We start from the raw sequence: 21,516 nt of genomic DNA, 5'->3' as shown, positions 1-21,516 counted from the left end.
TGGCCGAGCGCGCCCGAGAGCCGGCCGGACCAGAGATCGAAGCGCTGGCTCGGTCCCGCCACGAGGCTCTCGAGTCGCGGCAGGGCGCGGGCGAGATCGCGCAGGCGCTGGTCGCGCCGCCGAATCGTCTCGGCCGCACAGCGCGAGAGCCGCGCGCCCTGACCGTCGAGGCCGGCCAGCAGTTCGAGCCGCACGGGCACCGCCATCTCGGCCGCGGCGGTGGGGGTGGGGGCGCGGCGGTCGGCGGCATGATCGATGAGGGTGGTATCGGTCTCGTGACCCACGGCCGAGATCAGCGGGATCCGGCTATCGGCCGCGGCCCGGACGACGATCTCCTCGTTGAAGCCCCAGAGATCCTCGAGGCTGCCGCCGCCGCGCGCGACGATCAGGAGGTCGGGGCGCGGGATCGGGCCGCCCTCGGGCAGCGCGTTGAAGCCGCGGATGGCGGCGGCCACCTCGGGGGCGCATTTCTCGCCCTGCACCGCGACGGGCCAGATCAGCACATGGCTCGGGAAGCGGTCGCGCAGCCGGTGGAGGATGTCGCGGATCACCGCGCCCGAGGGCGAGGTCACGACGCCGATCACCCGCGGCAGGAAGGGGAGGGGGCGCTTGCGGGCGGCATCGAAGAGCCCTTCCGCCGCGAGCGCCGCACGGCGCTTCTCGAGCATGGCCATCAGCGCGCCTGCCCCGGCGGGGGCCATGTCCTCGACGATGATCTGATATTTCGACTGGCCGGGGAAGGTGGTCATCCGGCCGGTGGCCACCACCTCCATCCCCTCCTCGGGACGCACGGAGAGCCGGCCCGCCTGACCCTTCCAGCAGATCGCCGCCATCACGGCGCGGTCGTCCTTCAGGTCGAAATAGAGGTGTCCCGAGGCGGGCCGCGAGACGCGCCCGATCTCGCCGCGCACCCGGACGAGGCCGAACTCGCCCTCGATGACCCGCTTCACGGCGCCCGACAGCTCCGAGACGGTGAATTCCGGCGTGTTGCGGGTGGGGGCGGGATCTTCGAAGAGGTCGGACATGGGGTCTTTGTGCCCGAGGCCCGTCCGACAGGCAAGCTGCGGGTTCGGGCCGCCTGCGACGGGTCAGGATCCCGCTCGGGGGGTGTGCTCCCCGCCCTGGACGCGCCGCCCGGCCCGGATCGAGGGGCCGTACCTTCAGGCTTGCGGTCGGCCCGTGCCGGACCGTCCCCCGGGCTCCGGCCGTCACCCCAAGGCCACGGCGGGGATCAGCCCTCGTCGCCCTCGCCGTAGAGCCAGGACGAATAGCCCCGCTCGGCGAGACTTTTCGCGAAGGCGCGGGCCTCCTCGTCGGTGGCGAGCGGCACGGTCACCATGCCCGCGGAATTCTCCTCGATGAAGGCCGCCGCATCTTCGAGCGTGCGCCCGTCGCCGGGGCCGGTGCTGCCGTCGACCGGCCCGGCATAGAGGCCCGCGATCTCGAGCTCTTCCTGAACGATCGCCCGCTCTTCGGGGGTGAGGGCGGCGAAGGCTGCCTCGAGACGGGCGGTCGTGGCCTCATCGGCCAGAAGCGGGGTGGCTGCGAGAAGGGCTGCGGGGAGAAGAAGGGTGCGGAGATCCATGACCTGTGCTCGGAAAGGAACGGCCCTCGTGGCCGGGCGCCGGGGTTTCTTCGCATGGCGCTAGGCCCCGCGCAACGGGTCGCGAAGGGGGCGCGGGCGCCTTGTCCCACGGGACGCTTTCGGATTAGAGACGCGGCACCGATGGACAAGGGAGCGGCCATGAACATCCTCATTCTCGGCGGCGGCGGGCGCGAACATGCGCTGGCCTGGGCGATCAAGCAGAACCCGAAATGCGACCGGCTGATCGTCGCGCCGGGCAATGCCGGGATCGCGCAGATCGCCGAATGCGCCGATCTCGACATCCTCGACGGCTCGGCGGTGGTGGCCTTCTGCGAGGCGAACTCGGTCGATTTCGTGGTGGTGGGCCCCGAGGCGCCGCTCGCCGCGGGCGTGGCCGACGCCACCCGCGCCGCGGGCCTTCTGACCTTCGGCCCCTCGCAGGCGGCAGCCCGGCTCGAGGCCTCGAAGGGCTTCACCAAGGAGGTCTGCGACGCCTGCGGCGCGCCCACCGCGGGCTATGCGCGCTTCACCGAGGCCGAGGGCGCCCGCGCGCATGTGCGCGCCACCGGCGCGCCCATCGTCATCAAGGCGGACGGGCTTGCGGCGGGCAAGGGCGTCGTGGTGGCCATGACCGAAGCCGAGGCGCTGGCCGCCATCGACGACATGTTCGGCGGCAGCTTCGGCGCGGCGGGCGCCGAGGTGGTGATCGAGGAATTCATGACCGGCGAGGAGGCGAGCTTCTTCGTCCTGACCGACGGGCGCACCGTCCTGCCCATCGGCACGGCACAGGATCACAAGCGCGCCTTCGACGGCGACGAGGGGCCGAACACCGGCGGCATGGGCGCCTATTCGCCCGCTCCGGTGCTGACGACGGCGGTGCAGCGGCAGGCGCTCGACGAGATCGTGAAGCCCACCATCGCCGAGATGGGCCGCCGCGGCGCGCCCTACAGCGGCGTGCTCTATGCCGGGCTGATGATCGAGGAGGGCCGCGCGCGGCTCGTGGAATACAACGTCCGCTTCGGCGACCCGGAGTGTCAGGTGCTGATGCTGCGGCTGGGCGCGCAGGCGCTCGACCTGCTGCTGGCCTGTGCCGAGGGGCGGCTCGATCAGGTGCAGGTGAACTGGGCCGAGGATCATGCGCTGACGGTGGTGATGGCGGCGAAGGGCTATCCGGGCAGCTACCGGAAGGGCACCGAGATCCGCGGCCTCGAGGCGCTGCCCGAGACCAGCCGGCAGGTCGTCTTCCATGCGGGCACGGCCGCCGAGGAAGGCCGCATCCTCGCCACCGGCGGGCGGGTGCTGGCCGCCACGGCGCGGGGGGCCACCCTCGCCGAGGCGCAGGCCGCGGCCTATGCGATGGTCGATGCGATCGACTGGCCCGAAGGCTTCTGCCGCCGCGACATCGGCTGGCGCGCCCTCTGACGGCACGGGCGCGTCCGCCCGGCGCCGGTTGCGGCCCGGCGGCGCCTGTCCTTCCGGGCGAGGCCTCTCCTGCGCCTCAGCCCGCCCAGACGCGCAGCGGGCCGAGGCGGGCGCTCTTCTTCGTCTGGTGGCGGTCCATGCGGATCAGGATGTCGCGGAGAAACTCGATGGCGGCCGCCACATGCGGCCCCTTGTTCAGCATCACGCAGTCCGCCCGCTGGCTCATCGCCGCGTCGGTGACTTCGGCGCGGCTGGCCTGCCCCTCCTTCACCATCCCTTCCAGCACCTGCGTGGCCCAGACCACCGGCACCTGCGCCGCCTCGCAGAGCCAGAGGATCTCTTCCTGGATCTCGGAGAGCCGGTCGAAGCCGATCTCGACGGCGAGATCGCCGCGCGCGATCATCACCCCCACGGGCAGCGTGCCGCCGGCCTCGACGATCAGCTCGGGCAGGAGATGCAGCCCCATCGGCGTCTCGATCTTCAGCAGGATCGCCGGGAGCGGGCGCGGATGGCGGGCCCGCGCCTCCATCGCCGCGATCAGCGCGCGCACATCCCCCGGCGTCTGGACGAAGGAGAAGGCCACGAGGTCGGCCTCGGCCACCACCACATCGAGCGCCGCAAGGTCTTCCTCGGTCAGCGCGGCCACATCGAGATGCGAGCCGGGCAGGTTCACCCCCCGGCCGGGCTTCAGCTTCAGCCCGCGCTCGCCCACGCGATCCACCTCGAGGAGCGCGTGACCCCGGCCGGTCTGGAGCACCGTGGCCCAGAGCTTGCCGTCATCCACCGAGACCTGCACGCCCGGCGCAAGCGCGGCAAGCAGCGCCGGATGGCCGAGCATGGCCCAGCCCCGGCCCTCGGGCGCCATCGAGGGTTTCTCGACGAAGGCGAAGCGGTCGCCCGCCTGCAGGCGCTTGGGCAGCGGGCCGCCCGTCTTCGTCACGCGGAACTTCGGCCCGCCGAGATCCATCGAGATCGGCAGCTTGCGCCCCGTCAGCCGCTCGGACTTGCGGATATGGCCGATCATCGACGCCCAGGCCTCGGGGCTGTCATGGGCGCAGTTGATGCGGAAGGCATCCGCCCCCGCCGCCACCAGCTCGCGCACGATGGCGGGATCCGAGGCCGCCTCGGAGGGCAGGGTCACGAGGATGCGCGTGCCGGGCCCCGTGTCCCGCGCGCCGAACAGGGCGTCGCGCCGCGCGCGGAGGCTGCGGAGTTCGGGATCGAAGCCCTGCGGGTCGGGAAAGACCGGCCCGTCGAGGCCCGCAATGGCCGAGAGCGCCGCGATCACCGCCTCGAGCGAGGGCCGCACATGGCCGTCGAGCCGTCCGAGCGTCGAGAGGCCGAGGCGGCTCAGCCGCGGCTGGAGCGTCGTCAGATCCGCCTCCCGCAGCGCCAGCCAGTCCGCCATGTTGGCGACCGACGGAAGGAATTCCAGCCGGCGCACCCGCGTGGCCCAGTCCGCCATCCGCGCATCCGACCGGCGGAAGAGATCGGCGCGGAGCACGGTCAGCTCGGCCAGCAGCGCGCGTGCCTCGGCGCGGGGATCGTCACCGGGCGATGGCGCGTCCTTCCCGATCATCAGCCCCTCTGCCACCCCATCCATCGCTCATCCCCTTGGCACCCTTCACGGCGAGGAGGCTCGCAGCCTTCTGCAACAGAAACATGTCGGAAGGGCCGCGCCACCGGGGCCCGCCGCCCGCAAGGATGTCGCAGGCGCGCCCGCGCTTAATGCACGCCCGGAAGCCCTTGCCCTTCCTTGCGCCCCCGCATAAGAAGCGCCGGATTCCGGGGTCCGGCTGCGGGGGTTGATCCATGCCGCTTCTAGTGATGAAATTCGGCGGCACCTCCGTCGCCGATCTCGCGCGCATCAAGAACGCCGCGCAGAAGGTCAAGCGCGAGGTGGAGCGCGGCTATGACGTGATCGTCATCGTCTCGGCCATGTCGGGCAAGACCAACGAGCTTGTGGGCTGGGTCGAGCAGACCTCGCCCCTGTTCGACGCGCGCGAATATGATGCGGTGGTCTCGTCGGGCGAGAACGTGACGGCGGGCCTCATGGCGCTGACCCTTCAGGAGATGGAGGTGCCCGCGCGCAGCTGGCAGGGCTGGCAGGTGCCGATCAAGACCACCTCGCAGCATTCGGCCGCGCGCTTCCTCGAGATCCCGCGCGAGAATCTCGACGCGAAATTCGCGGAAGGCTTCAAGGTCGCGGTGGTCGCGGGCTTCCAGGGCGTGAGCCCCGAGGGCCGGATCACGACGCTCGGCCGCGGCGGCTCGGACACGACGGCCGTGGCCTTCGCGGCGGCCTTCGCCGCGGAACGCTGCGACATCTACACCGATGTGGACGGGGTCTATACGACCGATCCGCGGATCGCGTCCAAGGCGCGCAAGCTGGAAAAGATCGCCTACGAGGAGATGCTCGAGCTCGCCTCGCTCGGCGCGAAGGTGCTGCAGACCCGCTCGGTCGAGCTGGCGATGCGCTACAAGGTGAAGCTGCGGGTGCTGTCCTCGTTCGAGGACACGGACGAGACCTCGGGAACCCTGGTCTGCGACGAGGAGGATATCATGGAATCGAAAGTCGTCTCTGGCGTCGCCTATTCGCGCGACGAAGCGAAAATGACCCTCGTCACCGTCGAGGACCGCCCCGGCGTCGCCGCGGCGATCTTCGGGCCGCTGGCCGAGGCCGGGGTCAACGTGGACATGATCGTCCAGAACATCTCGGAAAAGGATTACGGCAGCCATCCCGGGTCGGTCACCGACATGACCTTCTCCTGCCCGATCAATCAGGTGGCCCGCGCGCGCAAGGCGCTCGAGGATGCCAAGGCCCAGGGCACCATCGTCTATGACGATCTGGTGGTCGATACCGAAGTGGCCAAGGTCTCGGTCGTGGGCATCGGGATGCGCAGCCATGCGGGCGTCGCGGCGACCATGTTCAAGGCGCTGGCCGCCGACGGTGTGAACATCAAGGTCATCGCAACCTCCGAGATCAAGATTTCGGTGCTGATCGACCGGAAATATATGGAACTCGCGGTGCAGGCACTCCATGATGCCTTCGCATTGGAGACGGCCAACTGAGGCCGGCATTGACGCCGGGGGGTCATGCCTGAACGCAGCGAGAGCGAAAGCCGCAAGCTTCTCAGGCGGTTGCGGGACAGCCTGGCCCTGTCCGGAAAGGGTCAGGACCGGCTGGACCGCATCACGTCGCTGATTGCGGACTCGATGCGGACCGAGGTCTGCTCGATCTATCTCTTCCGCGACTCCGGCACGCTCGAACTCTGCGCGACCCAGGGTCTCAATCCCGAAGCCGTCCACAAGACGCGGCTGAAGATGGGCGAGGGCCTCGTCGGCCGCGTGGCGCGGATGGCGAGCCCGATCAACACCGGCAACGCGCCGTCCGAGCGCGGCTTCCGTTTCATGCCCGAGACCGGCGAGGAGATCTATTCCGCCTTCCTTGGGGTGCCGATCCAGCGCGTGGGCGAGAAGCTCGGCGTGCTGGTGGTGCAGTCGCGCGAGGCGCGGGAATATTCCGACGACGAGGTCTATGCCCTCGAGGTGGTGGCCATGGTGCTGGCGGAAATGGCCGAACTGGGCGTCTTCGTGGGCGAGGGCGAGGCGCTTTCGGCAAAACACACGCAGCCCGTGCTGGTGCGCGGGTCGACCGGGCAGGAGGGCGCGGCCGAGGGCCATGTCTGGCTGCACGAGGCGCGCGTCGTGGTCACGAACCCGGTGGGCGACGATCCGGTGCACGAGACCGAGCGCATCCGCGCCGCCGTGGCGCAGCTGCGGGTCTCGGTCGACGATCTCCTGTCGGCCTCGACGCTCGACAAGGATCAGCGGCAGGTGCTCGAGGCCTACAGGCTCTTCGCCCATTCCCGCGGCTGGCTGCGGCGGATGGAAGAGGACATCATGGCCGGCCTCTCGGCCGAGGCCGCGGTGCAGAAGGAGCAGTCGGCCGCCCGCGCGCGGCTCGAGCAGGTGCCCGACGCCTATCTGCGCGACCGGCTGCACGATCTCGACGACCTGTCGCACCGTCTGCTCAGGATCCTGACCGGGCAGGGGCGCGACACCGGCGCCGAGATGCCGGAGAACCCGGTGCTCGTGGCGCGCAACATCGGCCCGGCCGAGCTTTTGGAATACGGTCGCAAGCTGCGCGGCATCGTGCTCGAGGAGGGCTCGGTCGGCTCTCATGCCGCGGTCGTGGCGCGGGCGCTGGCCATTCCGCTGGTCATCCATGCCGACCGGATCACCACCGAGGCGCTGAACGGCGATCATATCATGGTGGACGGCGACAACGGCCTCGTCCATCTGCGCCCCGAGGCCTCGATCGCCGCGGCCTTCCGCGACAAGATGGCGATGCAGGCCAAGGCGCAGGAGCGGTATGCCTCGCTGAGGAACCTGCCCGCCCAGTCGAAATGCGGCACGGTCACGGGCCTCATGATGAATGCGGGCCTGATGGCCGATCTGCCCTCGCTCGAATCCTCGGGGGCCGAGGGCGTGGGCCTCTTCCGCACCGAGCTCCAGTTCCTGATCCGCAACCAGATGCCCAAGCGCGACGAGCTGGCGCGGCTCTACGCCCGGGTGATGGATGCCGCGCGCGGGCACCGGGTGGTGTTCCGCACGCTCGACATCGGCTCGGACAAGGTGCTGCCCTATCTCAAGCCGCAGGACGAGCCGAACCCCGCGATGGGCTGGCGCGCGATCCGCGTGGGGCTCGACAAGCCCGGAGTGCTCCGGATGCAGCTTCAGGCGCTGATCCGGGCCTCGGCGGGGCGCGATCTGTCGATCATGTTCCCCTTCGTGTCCGAGCACCACGAATTCATGATGGCGCGCAGCCATCTGCTGCGCGAGCTGCACCGCGAGCGCAGCCTCGGCCATCCGGTGCCGGTGAACATCCTCGTGGGCACCATGCTCGAGACGCCGAGCCTCGCCTATGCGCCGCGCGCCTTCTTCGAGACCACCGACTTCATCTCGATCGGCGGCAACGACCTGCGCCAGTTCTTCTTCGCGGCCGACCGCGAGAACGAGCGCGTGCGCCGGCGTTACGACGTGCTGAACGTGAGCTTCCTGACCTTCCTCGAGCATATCGTGAACCGCTGCGCCGAGACGGCGACCCCCTTGTCCTTCTGCGGCGAGGATGCGGGCCGCCCGGTCGAGGCCCTGTGCTTTGCGGCCATGGGCATCCAGACGCTCTCGATGCGCCCGGCCTCGATCGGCCCGGTGAAGGCGCTGCTGCGCCGCGTCGATCTGATCGAGGCCCGCAAGGTGATCGAGATGGCGCGTGCCTCGGGCGCCGAGACCGTGCGGCCCGCCATCCTCGAGTGGCTGGCGACGCAGGTCGACTGACGGCCCGCCCGCGCCCCTCGGGATGCGCCCTTCGCGCGATTGACCTGCCCCCGGGACAGGCGTAAGGGCAAAAGCCGTGGTGCTTTGTGCCGGATTGCGGGCCACGTTAAAGAAACCGCTAAAGAGGCGAGGGCCCGCCGCCCCCGTGCTCTTCCGGCATGGGTATTTCGTTTCGTGAAGGACGGACGGGCATGACGAAGGACTGGAAGACAAGGACGCAACTCGTCCACGGGGGCAGCCGCCGGAGCCAGTATGGCGAAATGGCCGAGGCGATCTTCCTGACCCAGGGCTTCGTCTATGACACGGCCGAACAGGCCGAGGCGCGCTTCATCGAGACCGGCGCCGACGAGTTCATCTATGCCCGCTACGGCAACCCCACGACGCGCATGTTCGAGGAGCGCATCGCGGCCGTCGAGGGCACCGAGGACGCTTTCGCCACCGCCTCGGGCATGGCCGCGATCCATGGGGTGCTCACCTCCATCGTCCGGGCGGGCGATCATCTGGTGGCGGCGCGCGCGCTCTTCGGCTCCTGCATCTACATCCTCGAGGAGGTGCTCGGCCGGTTCGGCGTCGAGGTGACCTTCGTCGACGGCACCGATCTCGATCAGTGGCGCGCGGCGGTGCGGCCCGGCACGAAGGCCGTGTTCTTCGAGTCGGTCTCGAACCCGACGCTCGAAGTGGCCGACATCGGCGCCATCGCCGAGATCGCCCATGCGGTGGGCGCTCTCGTCATCGTGGACAATGTCTTCGCGACGCCCGTCTTCTCGACGGCGGTGCGGCAGGGCGCGGATGTGGTGATCTATTCGGCCACCAAGCATATCGACGGGCAGGGACGCGCGCTCGGCGGCGTGGTCTGCGCCTCGCAGGCCTTCATCCGCAAGGTGCTCGAACCCTTCATGAAGCACACCGGCGGCTCGATGAGCCCCTTCAACGCCTGGGTCATGCTGAACGGGATGGCGACGCTCGACCTGCGCTGCCGCGCGATGGCCGACGCGGCCGAGAAGATCGCCCGCGCGCTCGAAGGCCATCCGCAGCTCGGCCGCGTGATCCATCCCGCGCTGCGGAGCCATCCGCAGCACGAGATGGCCAAGGCGCAGATGGAGCGTCCCGGCACGATGATCGCGCTCGACCTCGCGGGGGGCAAGGAGGCGGCCTTCCGCTTCCTCGACGCCCTCAAGATCGTGAAGATCTCGAACAATCTGGGCGATGCCCGCTCGATCGCGACCCACCCCGCGACGACCACCCACCAGCGTCTTTCCGACGCGCAGAAGGCCCATCTCGGCATCACCCCCGGCCTCGTGCGGCTGTCGGTGGGGCTCGAGGATGCGGACGACCTGATCGCCGATCTGAAACAGGCGCTCGAGGTGATCTGAACCGTCGCTTAACCCGTATCAGCATCGACAGTTGGGGAAAGGGCCGGACCTCTCTATATTGGGGGTCCGACCCGCAAGTGACGAGGGGAAGCGCGATGAACATCCTGACGCCCGTGGCCGAGCGCCTGCCGAGCCGTGAGGAAGCCGAAGAGGCGCTGGCCGTGCTCCGCCGCTGGGCGAAGCATACGCCGGCCTCCGACATGGCCGCGCTCGCGCCCGACGCGCCTGCGCTGGTCTATCCCGAGCTGAGCCGCTCCTATCCCCGCACCTTCACGGTGGACGAGGCCTACAAGGCCTCGCTGCCCGACCTGCAGAACGGGCCCGCAAGCCTGATCGTCGGCGCCAAGGCCGTGATCCAGCATGTCGGCATCTCGAACTTCCGGCTGCCGATCCGCTACCACACGCGCGACAACGGCGACCTGCTGCTCGAAACCTCCGTCACCGGCACGGTGAGCCTCGAGGCCGAGAAGAAGGGCATCAACATGAGCCGCATCATGCGGTCCTTCTATGCCCATGCCGAGAAGTCCTTCAGCTTCGAGGTGATCGAGCGCGCGCTCGAGGATTACAAGCGCGACCTCGAGAGCTTCGACGCCCGTATCCAGATGCGCTTCTCCTTCCCGGTCAAGGTGCCGTCGCTGCGGTCCGGCCTCGTCGGCTGGCAATATTACGACATCGCGCTCGAGCTGGTGGACCGCGGCGGGGTGCGCAAGGAGATCATGCATCTCGACTTCGTCTATTCCTCGACCTGCCCCTGCTCGCTGGAGCTGTCCGAACATGCCCGGCGCGAGCGCGGGCAGCTGGCCACGCCGCATTCGCAGCGCTCGGTCGCGCGGATCTCGGTCGAGGTGCGGCCGGGCAAGTGCCTCTGGTTCGAGGATCTTCTGGACCTCGCCCGCAGCGCGGTGCCGACCGAGACGCAGGTCATGGTCAAGCGCGAGGACGAGCAGGCCTTCGCCGAGCTGAATGCCGCGAACCCGATCTTCGTCGAGGATGCGGCGCGCAGCTTCTGTCAGGCGCTGCAGTCCGATCCCCGGATCGGCGACTTCCGCGTGGTGGCGAGCCATCAGGAATCGCTGCACTCCCACGATGCGGTGTCGGTGCTGACCGAGGGGCCGACATTCGCTGCCGAAAGTCTCGATCCGAAGCTCTTTTCCAGCCTCTACCACGTCGGCTGAACCGGCGGGCTTGACAGCCGCAGACCGGCATCGCACGGCTGGCGACGATCATGCTGGACCTGCGCCCCGTCGGATTCATCATCGGCCTGCTCGTGGTCGCCTTGGGCGCCGCCATGCTGCTTCCGGCATCGGTCGATCTGTTGCTGGCCAACGGCAATGGTCCGGCGATCCTTCAGGCCGCGATGCTGACCATGTTCACCGGCGGGGCGGTGGCGCTGTCCTGCGCCAACGTGCCCACGCGGCAGCTCGGCATCCGGCAGGCCTTCGTGCTGACCGCGGCGATCTGGTTCGCGATGCCGGCCTTCGGCAGCCTGCCGCTGATCCTGGGCGAGCCCGACCTCACCTTCACCGATGCCATGTTCGAGGCGGTCTCGGGCATCACTACCACCGGCTCGACGGTGATCGTCGGGCTCGACCACCTGCCCGCGGGCACGAATCTCTGGCGGGGGATGCTGAACTGGCTCGGCGGTCTGGGCATCGCCTTCATCGCCATGATCTTCCTGCCGGTCATGCGGGTGGGGGGGATGCAGTTCTTCCGCACCGAGGGGTTCGACACGCTGGGCAAGGTGCTGCCGCGCGCCACCGACATCGCCCGCGCGCTGCTCGGCGTCTATACCGGCCTCACCGCGCTCTGCATCGCCACCTACCTGCTGATCGGGATGGAGCCGCTCGACGCGGTGGTGAACGGGGTGGCCACCATCGCCACCGGGGGCTTCTCGCCCTCGGACGCCTCGTTCGGCAAATATCCCGGCGCGGGCGAATATGCGGGCACCCTCTTCATGATCCTCGGGGCCATGCCCTACATCCGCTTCGTCCAGCTCGTGAGCGGCGCCTCGCAGGCCTTCTTCGGCGACAGCCAGATCCGCGCCATGCTGCGCTGGATGGCCTATGCGGTGGGCATCGTGACGCTCTGGCGGGTGCTGACCTCGGATCAGGCGCTCGAGCCCGCCTTCCGCGAGGCCGCCTTCAACCTCGTCTCGGTCTTCACGGGCACCGGCTTCTTCTCGGGCAGCTTCGCCGCATGGGGCGGCTTCGCGATGGTTGTGGCCTTCTGCGTCGGCATGATCGGGGGCTGCTCCTCCTCGAGCTCGGGCGCGCTCAGCGTCTTCCGGGTGCAGGTGGTGCTGACGGCGATCCGCGTGCAGATCGAGCGGATCGGCATGCCCGACCGCATGACCTCGGTCCGCTACGAGGGGCGGCGCGTCGAGGAAGATGTGATGAACGCGCTGATCCTCTATGTGACGGGCTATATCCTGGCCATCGGCGTGCTGAGCGTGGCGGTGACCCTGACCGGGGTCGATCCGACCTCCTCCCTGTTCGGCGTCTGGACCTCGATCGGCAATATCGGGTACGGATACGGCCCGCTCGTGGCGCGCACGGGCACCTTCATCGATTTCCCGGACCTTGCGAAATGGCTGCTCATCCTGGCAATGCTGATGGGACGGCTCGCCCTTCTGGCGCTCGTGGTGCTGGTGCTGCCGCGCTTCTGGCGGCAGTGAGGCACGCTTGACAGCCGCGCCGGCCGCGGCCAAGCCTCGCGCATGATCGACCCTCGCCCCGTCGGATATATCCTCGGTCTGCTCGTGGCCACGCTGGGCGCGCTGATGCTGGTGCCGATGGCGCTCGATCTGGTCTCGGGCAACCGGCACTGGCTCTCCTTCGCCGAGACAGCGACCATCACCACCGTCGCGGGCTCGATGCTCGCGCTCGCCTGCGCGAACGGGCGCGGGCAGGGCACGGGGCTCTCGCTCCAGCAGAGCTTCCTGCTCACCACCGGGGCCTGGGTCCTGCTGCCGGTGTTCGGCGCGCTGCCCTTCATGCTGGGGCGGCCCGACGCCACCTTCACCGATGCGGTGTTCGAGGCCATGTCCGGCTTCACCACCACCGGCACCACCGTCTTCGTGGGTCTCGACGCGCTGCCGCTCGGCACGAACCTCTGGCGGGGCATGCTGCAATGGCTGGGCGGCCTCGGGATCGTCATCGTGGCCATGATCTTCCTGCCCGTGATGAAGGTGGGCGGGATGCAGTTCTTCCGCTCCGAGGGGTTCGACACGCTGGGCAAGATCCTGCCCCGCGCGCTCGACATCTCGACGGCGCTCATCCAGATCTATCTCGTGCTGACCATGGCCTGCGTGATGACCTTCCTCGCGCTCGGCATCCCCCTGTTCGAGGCCGTCGTCCATGCGCTGACCACCGTCTCGACCGGAGGTTTCTCCAGTTCGGACCGGTCGTTCGGCCTGTTCCAGGGGCCCGCCGAATATGCCTGCGCCTTCTACATGGTGCTGGCCTCGCTGCCCTTCGTGCGGTTCGTCCAGCTGGCGCAGGGCACCTTTCTGCCGCTCTGGCGCGACCCGCAGGTGAGGGCCTACCTGCGCTGGAACGGCTATGCGATCGGGCTGATCGTGGCCTACGAGGTGGTCACGCGCAACGCGCCGGTCCTGCCCACGGTGCGCGAGACGACCTTCAACGTCATCTCGACCTTCTCGGGCACCGGCTTTTCCAGCGTCGATCTCGGGCTCTGGGGCACCTTTCCCTTCGTCCTGCTGATCGTGGTGGGGCTGATCGGGGGCTGCACCTCCTCGACCGGCTGCTCGGTCAAGGTGTTCCGCTACCTGATCCTGCTCGAGGCGATCAAGGTGCAGATCCGCCGCCTGCAAAGCCCGAGCGCGGTGATCTTCGTGGATTACGAGGGCCGCCGCGTGGGCGAGGATGTCATCAACTCGGTGATCCTGTTCTTCACCATGTTCATCCTGAGCTTTGGCGTGCTCGCGGTGCTCCTGTCGCTGACGGGGCTGCAGACCAAGACGGCCATCACCGCCGCCTGGACCGCCATCGCGAACGTGGGCCCGGCCTTCGGGCCCGAGGTGAGCGCGACCGGGGCCGTCGACCGCTTCCCGGCGGTCGCCAAGTGGCTGATGATCGGGGGAATGCTTATCGGACGGCTGGAGCTTCTGTCGGTCTTCGTCCTCCTCACGCCCCGGTTCTGGCGCAGCTGACGGCCAAGGCCCCCTCCGGCGGGGGAGGGCAGGGCCGCGCCCGGCCGCCCCGGGCGAGGGCCTCCGGTCAGTCCCAGCAGGAGACGAGGGCGGTCATGCCGTCGCCCAGCCGCACCAGATCCTCGGGGGCGAGGGCGCCGCTGCCCTCGGCCCGGCGCGGCTCGATGCCCGCCTCGGAGAGGCGCGCCGTGAGCGCGGCCGGGGCGAGGGCGAAGGAGACCTCGTCGGGCAGCCGCCGCTCGCCCGTCTCGGGCGCGACCAGCATCCCCAAGACCGCGCCCGACCCGTCGAGCACCGGCCCGCCCGCGTCGCCCGGCCGCGACGCGAGGCGGAGACGGCGCAGGTCGGACTCGCCCTCGAGCCCGGTCAGCGCATCGAGCGCCCCGAAGGTGAGCGTGGGCGCGGGCAGCGCCTCCTCGTAGGGATAGCCCGCCACCGCCACGGGCGAGCCGAGACGCGCCTCGGTGCTGCGGAAGCTCGCGGTGACGCGGGGCGCCAGCGGATGGACCGGCCGCAGGAGCGCCATGCCGAGGGCGGCGTCCGTCGTCACCACCCGGGCCTCATGCTCGCGGTCGATGGTCACGCGCCCGCAGCCCGCCACCGCCTCGGCCGTCGTCAGGACGGCGCCCTTCGGATCGACGAAGATCCCCGAGCGCGACCGGCGCGGCTTGCGCACCTCGAGCCCGGCCAGCATCCCGCGCCGCTGCTCCTCGGTCATCTCGACCATGCCCGGATCGAGCGCCCGGTCGCCGAAGGGGCGGAAGCTCGACTGCATCGCCGTCAGCACGCGGGCCATGCGCTCGTCGTCGCCCGGATGCCAGACCAGCATGTAGCCCTTGAGCAGACCGCCGGCGAGCTCGACATGGGTGTAGCTCGCCAGATCGGCCGAGCGGCCCTCGATGGTGAAGCCGGTCTCCGTCCTGCTGCGGGTGCCTTCGGGCGGCACCACTTCCAGCGTCTGGAGGATGTCGTAGAGCCCGTAGAGCGCGCCCCGGTCGCCCGGCTCCGAGATCAGCATGACCTGCACGCCCGATCCGTCCTTCGGCGCATAATGGACGAAGGGCGGGTCGTAGCGGTCGAAGCCGACGAGGGCGGTGGGCAGGGTGATGCGGATGCCCGCCTCTTCCTCGGTCACCGTCTCGAGCCCGAGTTCCGCCTGCGCGCGCCCGTAGCGGTCGAGAAGCTCGGCCCGCTGGCGCGCGGTCAGGATGCCGGTGGCCTCGGCGCCCTCGGCCTGCTGCCAGGCCGCCATCGAGGCGCGGGTGCCCGGGCCGAAGGCTCCGTCGATGGCCGATGCGTAGAAGCCGAACCATTGCAGGGCGGCCTGCAGCTCCTGCCGCTCGGAGGCGAGGAGCAGCGCCTCGGACCGCCGCGCCTCGGCGGGGGTCTCGTCGGGAAGGGGAGCGGGTGCGGCCTCGGGGGCCGGGGGCGCGTCCTCGGGCAGCATCTCGGGGCCGGGCACCGCCAGAGCTTCCGCCTCGGGGGCAGGGGGCACCGCGCCGGGGGCGAGGAAGGGCTCGCGGAAGGCGCGCCCGTCGGCGATGAAACTGTCGCGGGGGATCATGCCCGCGGCCAGCAGATCCTGCAGCCGCAACCGCGCCACGTCCGTCCCGTAGGGACCGAGCACGATCGCATACCATCCCGAGGACAGCCGGTAGCCCGCCACGTCGGGAAAGACCTCGGCATAGGCCCGGGCGCGCTCGTCGGCCTCGGCCTCCGTGGGCCGCGCCTCGATCTGCACCCAGACCCGCGTCTCGTTCTGCTCCTGCGCCCAGACCGGAACCGCCGCAGGCAGCGCCGCCCCCAGCCACAGAAGGAAGATCGCCTGTTTCATCATCGGCCGTCCCGCCTCGCGTGGGCCCCGGCGGCAGGCCCGTCATTTCCGGTCCGCGCGGCCGCCGCCGATTGACCCTTGCCTGCCTCTTGCCTATGGAGAGGGCGCTTTGCAAGAGGGCCAGCGCATGACCGGCAAACCCGTTCCCCCCCGCAGCTTTCAGGAAATCATCCTGCGCCTGATGACCTACTGGGGCGCGAAAGGATGTGCCGTCCTGCAACCCTACGACATGGAGGTCGGCGCGGGAACCTTCCATCCGGCGACGACGCTGCGCTCGCTCGGCGCCCGTCCCTGGGCTGCGGCCTATGTCCAGCCCTCGCGCCGCCCGACCGACGGCCGCTATGGCGAGAACCCGAACCGCCTGCAGCATTATTACCAGTATCAGGTCCTCATCAAACCCTCGCCGCCGGACCTCCAGAAGCTCTATCTCGGCTCGCTCGAGGCGATCGGGATCGACATGGATCTCCACGACATCCGCTTCGTCGAGGACGACTGGGAGAGCCCGACGCTCGGCGCCTGGGGCCTCGGCTGGGAAGTCTGGTGCGACGGGATGGAAGTCAGCCAGTTCACCTACTTCCAGCAGGTGGGCGGGCACGACTGCAAACCCGTCTCGGGCGAGCTCACCTACGGGCTCGAGCGGCTGGCCATGTATGTGCTGGGCATCGATCACGTCATGGACATGCCCTTCAACGATCCGGATGGCCCCACGCCGCTCACCTATGGCGATGTCTTCCGCCAGACCGAGCAGGAATATTCGCGCTGGAACTTCGATCAGGCCGACACCGACATGCTTCTTCAGCATTTCAGGGATGCCGAGGCCGAATGCGAGCGCATCCTTGCCGCGCCCGAGACCGACAAGGCCGGCCGCCGCATCGTCATGGCCCATCCCGCCTATGACCAGTGCATCAAGGCCAGCCACCTCTTCAACCTGCTCGACGCCCGCGGCGTGATCTCGGTGACCGAGAGGCAGGCCTATATCGGGCGGGGGCGGGCGCTGGCGAAGAAATGCGCCGATGCCTTCGTCACCACCGAAGCCGGCGGCGGCACACTCGCCGACGCCGGCGCTTGAGGCCGGGATCATGCGCTATCGCAACCCCAGGGACGTCCGAAACCGCCCGCACTACCAGCACATGTTTTTGATCCAGCGTCCGGCAACGGTGCTGGAGCGCCTTCTTGACGTCATCCGCGTCGTTCCCGGCAGCATAGGACGCAAGGCGGCGCGCAAGCTCTATCGCGCCTATGTCGCGCGCCGACTGGCCGAGTTCTTCGCGGTGATCGAGGGGCTGCCCAAGGGCTCGCTTTGCATCGACCTGGGCGCAAACGTGGGCGAGATCAGCGAGGGCATGCTGGATCGTGGGATGCGGGTAATTGCTTTCGAGCCGGATCCTGCGACCTTTGCGAAATTGTCCCAGCGTCTGGAAGGAAGAGACGGTGTAAAGCTCCTCTGCGCAGCGGCAGGCGTGTCGGACGGCCTCGCGGAAATCCAGCGCCCGGAAGGCTGGTCCGAAGCCACTTTGAAGGGGTCGCCCGGATCGTCGCTGGTCCACCGCGGCAAGGGGATGGACGCCGGCACCGCCACCGGAGTGCGGGTGCTGGATTTTGCCAGTTTCGTGCGGGGACTCGGAGAGCGGATAGCCGTGCTCAAGGTCGATATCGAAGGCGGAGAGTGGGAGTTGATTCCCCATTTGGTGCAGTCGGGATGCCTTGAGCTGATAGACCATCTGTTCGTGGAGACCCATGAGTGGATGGACCCCAGCCGCTGTGCACAGGCGGCCGAATTCCGCCAGATGGCAAAGCAGCGCCCGTCGCCCAACATGACTTTCGATTGGGTCTGAACATGAACGGAAGAATTGTTGTGGCTTCCATCGTTCTGACTGCTCTGGGCGCGGGTGCGCTGATCTACTGGCTGCAGATCTATGCCTTCTACGAACCCGTGGCCTTCGCCCCCGGCGAGGAGATCCGGCTGACGCCGATCATCGACGAGGAGCCCGAGGTCATCGTCGCCAATGACGTGACCGGGATCGACGCCGATTCCTCGCCGCTCCGGTTCCGGGCCTGCTTCACCACGCCTTTGAGCCAGGCCATGCTGACCGAGACCTACCGTGTCTATCCCGATCCCACGCCGCTCAACGCGCCGCCCTGGTTCGACTGTTTCGATGCCGAGCGGATCGATGCGGCGCTGCGGAAGGGCGAGGCCATCGCCTTCCTGTCCGAACATGACATTGCCCCCGGGGTGGACCGCGTGGTCGCGGTCTTTCCCGACGGCCACGCCTTCGCGTGGCACCAGCTGAACGCCGAGGAACAGTAGCCCATGCCCGATCTCTTGATCGAACTCTTCTCGGAAGAGATCCCCGCCCGGATGCAGGCCCGCGCGCGCGAGGACCTGAAGAAGCTCGTGACCGACGGTCTCGTCGAGGCAGGCCTCACCTATGCCTCGGCGGGCGCTTTCTCGACCCCGCGCCGGCTCGTCCTGTCGGTCGAGGGGCTCTCGGCCGAAAGCCCCACGCTCCGCGAGGAGCGCAAGGGCCCCAAGGCCGACGCGCCCGCCGCCGCCATCGAGGGCTTCCTGCGCTCCACGGGCCTCACCCGCGATCAGCTCGAGACCCGCGCGGACAAGAAGGGCGCCGTCCTCTTCGCCGTGGTGGAGAAACCCGGCCGGCCCGCGCCCGAGATCGTGGCCGAGGTGCTGGAGCGCGTGATCCGCACCTTCCCCTGGCCCAAGTCGATGCGCTGGGGCACGGGCAGCCTGCGCTGGGTGCGGCCGCTCCAGTCGATCCTCTGCCTCCTCTCCGACGAAGGCGGCGCCGAGGTCGTGCCGATGACGCTCGACGGGTTGACAGCCGGCAACAGCACCGAGGGCCACCGCTTCATGGCGCCCGCCCGCTTCGCCGTCTCGGGCTTCGAGGATTACCGCGCGAAGCTCGCCCGCGCCTTCGTCATGCTCGACGCTTCCGAGCGCGAGCAGGCGATCTGGCACGAGGCGACGACCCAGGCCTTCGCGCAGGGGCTCGAGGTCGTGCCCGACGCGGCGCTCCTCTCCGAGGTCGCGGGCCTCGTCGAATGGCCCGTCGTGCTGATGGGCGCCATCGGCGAGGATTTCCTGGGGCTCCCGCCCGAGGTGCTGCAGACCTCGATGCGCGAGCATCAGAAGTTCTTCTCGGTCACGAACCCCGCCACCGGCCGGATCGAGAAATTCGTGACCGTGGCCAACCGCGAGACCGCGGACCATGGCGCCACGATCCTGAAGGGCAACGGCAAGGTGCTCTCGGCCCGCCTCTCGGACGCGCGCTTCTTCTGGGAGAACGACCTGCGCACCGTGAAGACGGCAGGCCTCGAAGGCATGGCCGAGGGCCTTCGCCACGTCACCTTCCACAACAGGCTGGGCAGCCAGGCCGACCGCATCGCCCGGATCGAGGCGCTGGCGCGCGAGATCGCGCCCCTCGTCGGCGCCTCCCCCGACCTCGCCGCCGAGGCCGCCCGCGTGGCCAAGGCCGACCTGCAATCGGCGATGGTGGGCGAGTTCCCGGAGCTGCAGGGCACGATGGGCAGCTACTACGCCCGCGCGGCCGGCCTCCCCGAGGCCGTGGCGCAGGCCTGCAAGGCCCATTACCAGCCGCTCGGCCCCTCCGACACCGTGCCGACCGATCCCGTCTCGGTCGCCGTGGCGCTCGCCGACAAGATCGACACGCTCACCGGCTTCTGGGCCATCGACGAGAAGCCCACGGGCTCGAAGGACCCGTTCGCCCTCCGCCGTGCCGCGCTGGGCGTGATCCGGCTGGTGCTGGCGAATGAGGTTCGTATGGACCTTCAGGCTGGTTTCAACAGTTCAATTGTCAATCTGGTCGGTAGCTTGAACAAAGCCAACCGTCTGTGGCTGTTGACTGCGGAAAACGGAGACGAAGACGACTTAGTCTTCGAACTGCTGAACCTGACGTCGGTCCGGAATTGGCCCGCGAATCTGCATGTCGGGCCTGTGGGATACACTAAGGACATCGTTTATGATGCCAAGGATGATGCGGCGTCGTTTGTCCGGATCAAAGATGGAGGGGAAATCTCCGTCGACCTCCTCGCCTTCTTCCACGACCGCCTCAAGGTCCACCTGCGCGAGCAGGGGATCCGGCACGATGTGATCGACGCCTGCCTCGCCATGCCCGGCAACGACGATCTCACCCTCCTCGTCAAGCGCGCGGAAGCCCTGTCGGGCTTCCTCAAGACCGACGACGGCACCAACCTCCTGCAGGGCTTTAAGCGGGCGAACAACATCCTCACGCAGGCCGAGGCGAAGGACGGGGTCGAATACAGCTTCGGCGCCGATCCCAAATTCGCCGAGACCGATGCCGAGCGCGCGCTCTTCTCGGCGCTCGAGACGGCCGAGGCGGCCATCGGCCCCGCCCTGCAGGCCGAGGATTTCGCCGCCGCCATGTCCGCCATGGCCGCCCTCCGCGCCCCCATCGACGCCTTCTTCGAGGCGGTGCAGGTCAATGCCGACAATGCGGTGCTGCGCCGGAACCGGCTCAACATGCTTCATTCCATCCGCGCCACCTGCGCGCGCGTGGCCGATCTCACCCGGATCGAGGGCTGAGCCCTTCATTCTGGCCCAAATATCCCACGGGGGTGCGGGGGTGTGAAACCCCCGCCGCCCACCTCTCCGCTTGCTTGCCCGGTTCCGTTGCGTATCCTGCCCTGAAGGGAGCGCCGCAGTGCAGAAAATCGAGCCGATCAGCGACTTCGACCGTATCACGCCGACCGCGGCGATCAGCCTGAAGACGCATGGCTTCCGGGCCAAGTGCCTGCAGCGCCTCGTCCGGCTCGACCTGCCGGTGCCGATCACCGTGGCCCTGCCCGCCACCACCGTCCGCGCCATCGCGGCCGGGCACCCGGTCGATTGCCCGGCGATCCTCGCCGATTTCGGCCCCACCCCCCTCGTCTCGGTCCGGCCCAGCCCCGAGAACCCCGACTGGGGCGGGCCCGCCACCGTCCTCAACATCGGCATGAACGCGGCCCGCCACGCGGCGCTCGCGCGCATCCATGGCGAGGAGGCGGCCGACGCGATCTATCTCGGCTTCATCCAGAGCTATGCGATCCATGTGGCCCGCCTCGATCCCGAGATGTTCGAGACCGGCGGCTCCTCCTCCGAGGCGCTCCGCGCGGCGCTCCATGCGTGGGCCGAGGAGATGGACGAGCCCTTCCCGCAGGATCCCGCACAGCAGCTCTCCGAGGTGCTGCGCTCGATGGCGCGGGCCTGGGAGGGCACGACGGCCCGGCTCCTCCGGCAGGCGAAGGGCGCCCCCGCCGAGGCGCGGCTCGGCCTCGTCGTGCAGGAGATGGCGCAGGATCTGGGGCAGGGGATCTCGGGCTCGGGCGTGATCCAGTTCGTCGATCCCGCCACCGGCGTCCCTCAGGTGACGGGGCGCTTCTTCAACCGCTCGCGCGCCTGGCACGGCAAGGCCGAGACGCTCTATCTCACGCAGGATCCGCGCGGCCCCTCGCTCGAGGAGCGCGCGCCCGAGATCTTCGCGGCCCTCTGCCGCCACGGCTCGGTCTGCCGCGCGCGCCTGCGCGAGGAGATGCAGATCGAATTCACCATCGAGGACAGCCACCTGTCGGTGCTCGATGCGGTCAAGGTGCAGCGCTCCTCGCGGGCGGGGCTCCGCATCGCGGTGGCGCTGGCCGACGATCAGGTCATCACCCGCTCCGAGGCGCTCCTCCGGGTCGAGCCGCGCGCGCTCTCCGAGCTCCTCCATCCGCAGGTCGATCCGCGCGGGCGGCGCGACCGCTTCGCCCGCGGCAT

General features: G+C 69.2%; 15 protein-coding genes, 1 pseudogene and 1 riboswitch. Of the genes and pseudogenes, 12 read left to right on the top strand and 4 right to left on the bottom strand.

What is annotated here, in order from left to right; all coding sequences use genetic code 11:
* On the bottom strand, positions 1–1,025 hold a 1,025-nt coding region (gene xseA, locus A9O63_RS19415; RefSeq protein WP_069333372.1), incomplete at its 3' end, for an exodeoxyribonuclease VII large subunit.
* Between the two features lie 206 nt (positions 1,026–1,231).
* Complete coding sequence (locus A9O63_RS19410) at positions 1,232–1,585, bottom strand: hypothetical protein (protein WP_069333371.1); 354 nt, start codon at positions 1,583–1,585, stop codon at positions 1,232–1,234.
* Between the two features lie 159 nt (positions 1,586–1,744).
* On the opposite strand from A9O63_RS19410, the gene purD reads away from it, so the two are divergent.
* Entirely contained in the window at positions 1,745–3,007 is a 1,263-nt protein-coding gene (purD, locus tag A9O63_RS19405) for a phosphoribosylamine--glycine ligase (RefSeq protein ID WP_069333374.1), read from the top strand.
* A gap of 76 nt (positions 3,008–3,083) precedes the next feature.
* On the opposite strand, the gene A9O63_RS19400 is transcribed toward purD, so the two are convergent.
* Positions 3,084–4,610, bottom strand: coding sequence for a pyruvate kinase (locus A9O63_RS19400; protein WP_069333370.1), 1,527 nt, complete (start codon positions 4,608–4,610; stop codon positions 3,084–3,086).
* A gap of 209 nt (positions 4,611–4,819) precedes the next feature.
* Between A9O63_RS19400 and A9O63_RS19395 the strand changes: the two genes are divergently transcribed.
* The 6 genes from A9O63_RS19395 to A9O63_RS19370 all read left to right on the top strand — a co-directional run bounded on the left by A9O63_RS19395 (position 4,820) and on the right by A9O63_RS19370 (position 13,891).
* The gene (locus A9O63_RS19395; protein ID WP_069333369.1) at positions 4,820–6,079 is read left to right on the top strand and encodes an aspartate kinase; all 1,260 of its coding nucleotides are present in this window, start codon (positions 4,820–4,822) and stop codon (positions 6,077–6,079) included.
* Positions 6,080–6,103: 24 nt separating this feature from the next.
* A complete protein-coding gene (gene ptsP / locus A9O63_RS19390; protein ID WP_069333368.1) occupies positions 6,104–8,347 on the top strand; it encodes a phosphoenolpyruvate--protein phosphotransferase in 2,244 nt (747 codons plus the stop codon).
* Between the two features lie 66 nt (positions 8,348–8,413).
* Positions 8,414–8,490, top strand: a riboswitch (SAM riboswitch).
* Between the two features lie 48 nt (positions 8,491–8,538).
* A complete protein-coding gene (gene metZ, locus A9O63_RS19385) occupies positions 8,539–9,720 on the top strand; it encodes an O-succinylhomoserine sulfhydrylase (protein WP_069333367.1) in 1,182 nt (393 codons plus the stop codon).
* Positions 9,721–9,815: 95 nt separating this feature from the next.
* Positions 9,816–10,895: a GTP cyclohydrolase FolE2 gene (gene folE2 / locus A9O63_RS19380; RefSeq protein WP_069333366.1), complete on the top strand. Its 1,080-nt coding sequence runs from the start codon at positions 9,816–9,818 to the stop codon at positions 10,893–10,895.
* Positions 10,896–10,945: 50 nt separating this feature from the next.
* Positions 10,946–12,394, top strand: coding sequence for a TrkH family potassium uptake protein (locus tag A9O63_RS19375; RefSeq protein ID WP_069333365.1), 1,449 nt, complete (start codon positions 10,946–10,948; stop codon positions 12,392–12,394).
* 42 nt (positions 12,395–12,436) lie between these two features.
* Positions 12,437–13,891: a TrkH family potassium uptake protein gene (locus tag A9O63_RS19370; RefSeq protein WP_069333364.1), complete on the top strand. Its 1,455-nt coding sequence runs from the start codon at positions 12,437–12,439 to the stop codon at positions 13,889–13,891.
* 67 nt (positions 13,892–13,958) lie between these two features.
* On the opposite strand, the gene A9O63_RS19365 is transcribed toward A9O63_RS19370, so the two are convergent.
* Complete coding sequence (locus A9O63_RS19365) at positions 13,959–15,728, bottom strand: trypsin-like peptidase domain-containing protein (RefSeq protein ID WP_069333363.1); 1,770 nt, start codon at positions 15,726–15,728, stop codon at positions 13,959–13,961.
* A 124-nt stretch (positions 15,729–15,852) separates the two neighbouring features.
* Here A9O63_RS19365 and A9O63_RS19360 point away from each other — a divergent pair, with 124 nt between their 5' ends.
* From A9O63_RS19360 to A9O63_RS19340, 5 genes and pseudogenes are all read left to right on the top strand, one after another.
* On the top strand, positions 15,853–16,794 hold the full coding sequence (locus A9O63_RS19360; protein WP_069333362.1) for a glycine--tRNA ligase subunit alpha: 942 nt from the start codon (positions 15,853–15,855) through the stop codon (positions 16,792–16,794).
* 10 nt (positions 16,795–16,804) lie between these two features.
* Positions 16,805–17,560 (top strand): FkbM family methyltransferase, encoded by a 756-nt coding sequence (locus tag A9O63_RS19355; protein WP_069333361.1) that lies wholly within the window; start codon positions 16,805–16,807, stop codon positions 17,558–17,560.
* Positions 17,561–17,562: 2 nt separating this feature from the next.
* On the top strand, positions 17,563–18,033 hold the full coding sequence (locus tag A9O63_RS19350) for a DUF6446 family protein (protein ID WP_069333373.1): 471 nt from the start codon (positions 17,563–17,565) through the stop codon (positions 18,031–18,033).
* 3 nt (positions 18,034–18,036) lie between these two features.
* Positions 18,037–20,307 (top strand): glycine--tRNA ligase subunit beta, encoded by a 2,271-nt coding sequence (gene glyS, locus A9O63_RS19345; RefSeq protein ID WP_069333360.1) that lies wholly within the window; start codon positions 18,037–18,039, stop codon positions 20,305–20,307.
* Between the two features lie 118 nt (positions 20,308–20,425).
* Positions 20,426–21,516 (top strand): annotated as a pseudogene (locus A9O63_RS19340) (pyruvate, phosphate dikinase); the annotation flags it as partial.

The sequence above is a fragment of the Cereibacter johrii genome, from assembly GCF_001720585.1.
Lineage (GTDB): Bacteria > Pseudomonadota > Alphaproteobacteria > Rhodobacterales > Rhodobacteraceae > Cereibacter_A > Cereibacter_A johrii.
This window is presented reverse-complemented; position numbering and strand designations above follow the sequence as displayed.

Excerpts from the sequence above, each read along its gene's own strand:
- A9O63_RS19365 (WP_069333363.1), bottom strand. The coding sequence starts at position 15,728 with ATGATGAAACAGGCGATCTTCCTTCTGTGGCTGGGGGCGGCGCTGCCT.
- A9O63_RS19395 (WP_069333369.1), top strand. The coding sequence starts at position 4,820 with ATGCCGCTTCTAGTGATGAAATTCGGCGGCACCTCCGTCGCCGATCTC.
- A9O63_RS19350 (WP_069333373.1), top strand. The coding sequence starts at position 17,563 with ATGAACGGAAGAATTGTTGTGGCTTCCATCGTTCTGACTGCTCTGGGC.
- purD (WP_069333374.1), top strand. The coding sequence starts at position 1,745 with ATGAACATCCTCATTCTCGGCGGCGGCGGGCGCGAACATGCGCTGGCC.
- A9O63_RS19410 (WP_069333371.1), bottom strand. The coding sequence starts at position 1,585 with ATGGATCTCCGCACCCTTCTTCTCCCCGCAGCCCTTCTCGCAGCCACC.
- A9O63_RS19400 (WP_069333370.1), bottom strand. The coding sequence starts at position 4,610 with ATGGATGGGGTGGCAGAGGGGCTGATGATCGGGAAGGACGCGCCATCG.
- A9O63_RS19375 (WP_069333365.1), top strand. The coding sequence starts at position 10,946 with ATGCTGGACCTGCGCCCCGTCGGATTCATCATCGGCCTGCTCGTGGTC.
- metZ (WP_069333367.1), top strand. The coding sequence starts at position 8,539 with ATGACGAAGGACTGGAAGACAAGGACGCAACTCGTCCACGGGGGCAGC.
- A9O63_RS19370 (WP_069333364.1), top strand. The coding sequence starts at position 12,437 with ATGATCGACCCTCGCCCCGTCGGATATATCCTCGGTCTGCTCGTGGCC.
- ptsP (WP_069333368.1), top strand. The coding sequence starts at position 6,104 with ATGCCTGAACGCAGCGAGAGCGAAAGCCGCAAGCTTCTCAGGCGGTTG.
- A9O63_RS19355 (WP_069333361.1), top strand. The coding sequence starts at position 16,805 with ATGCGCTATCGCAACCCCAGGGACGTCCGAAACCGCCCGCACTACCAG.
- A9O63_RS19360 (WP_069333362.1), top strand. The coding sequence starts at position 15,853 with ATGACCGGCAAACCCGTTCCCCCCCGCAGCTTTCAGGAAATCATCCTG.
- folE2 (WP_069333366.1), top strand. The coding sequence starts at position 9,816 with ATGAACATCCTGACGCCCGTGGCCGAGCGCCTGCCGAGCCGTGAGGAA.
- glyS (WP_069333360.1), top strand. The coding sequence starts at position 18,037 with ATGCCCGATCTCTTGATCGAACTCTTCTCGGAAGAGATCCCCGCCCGG.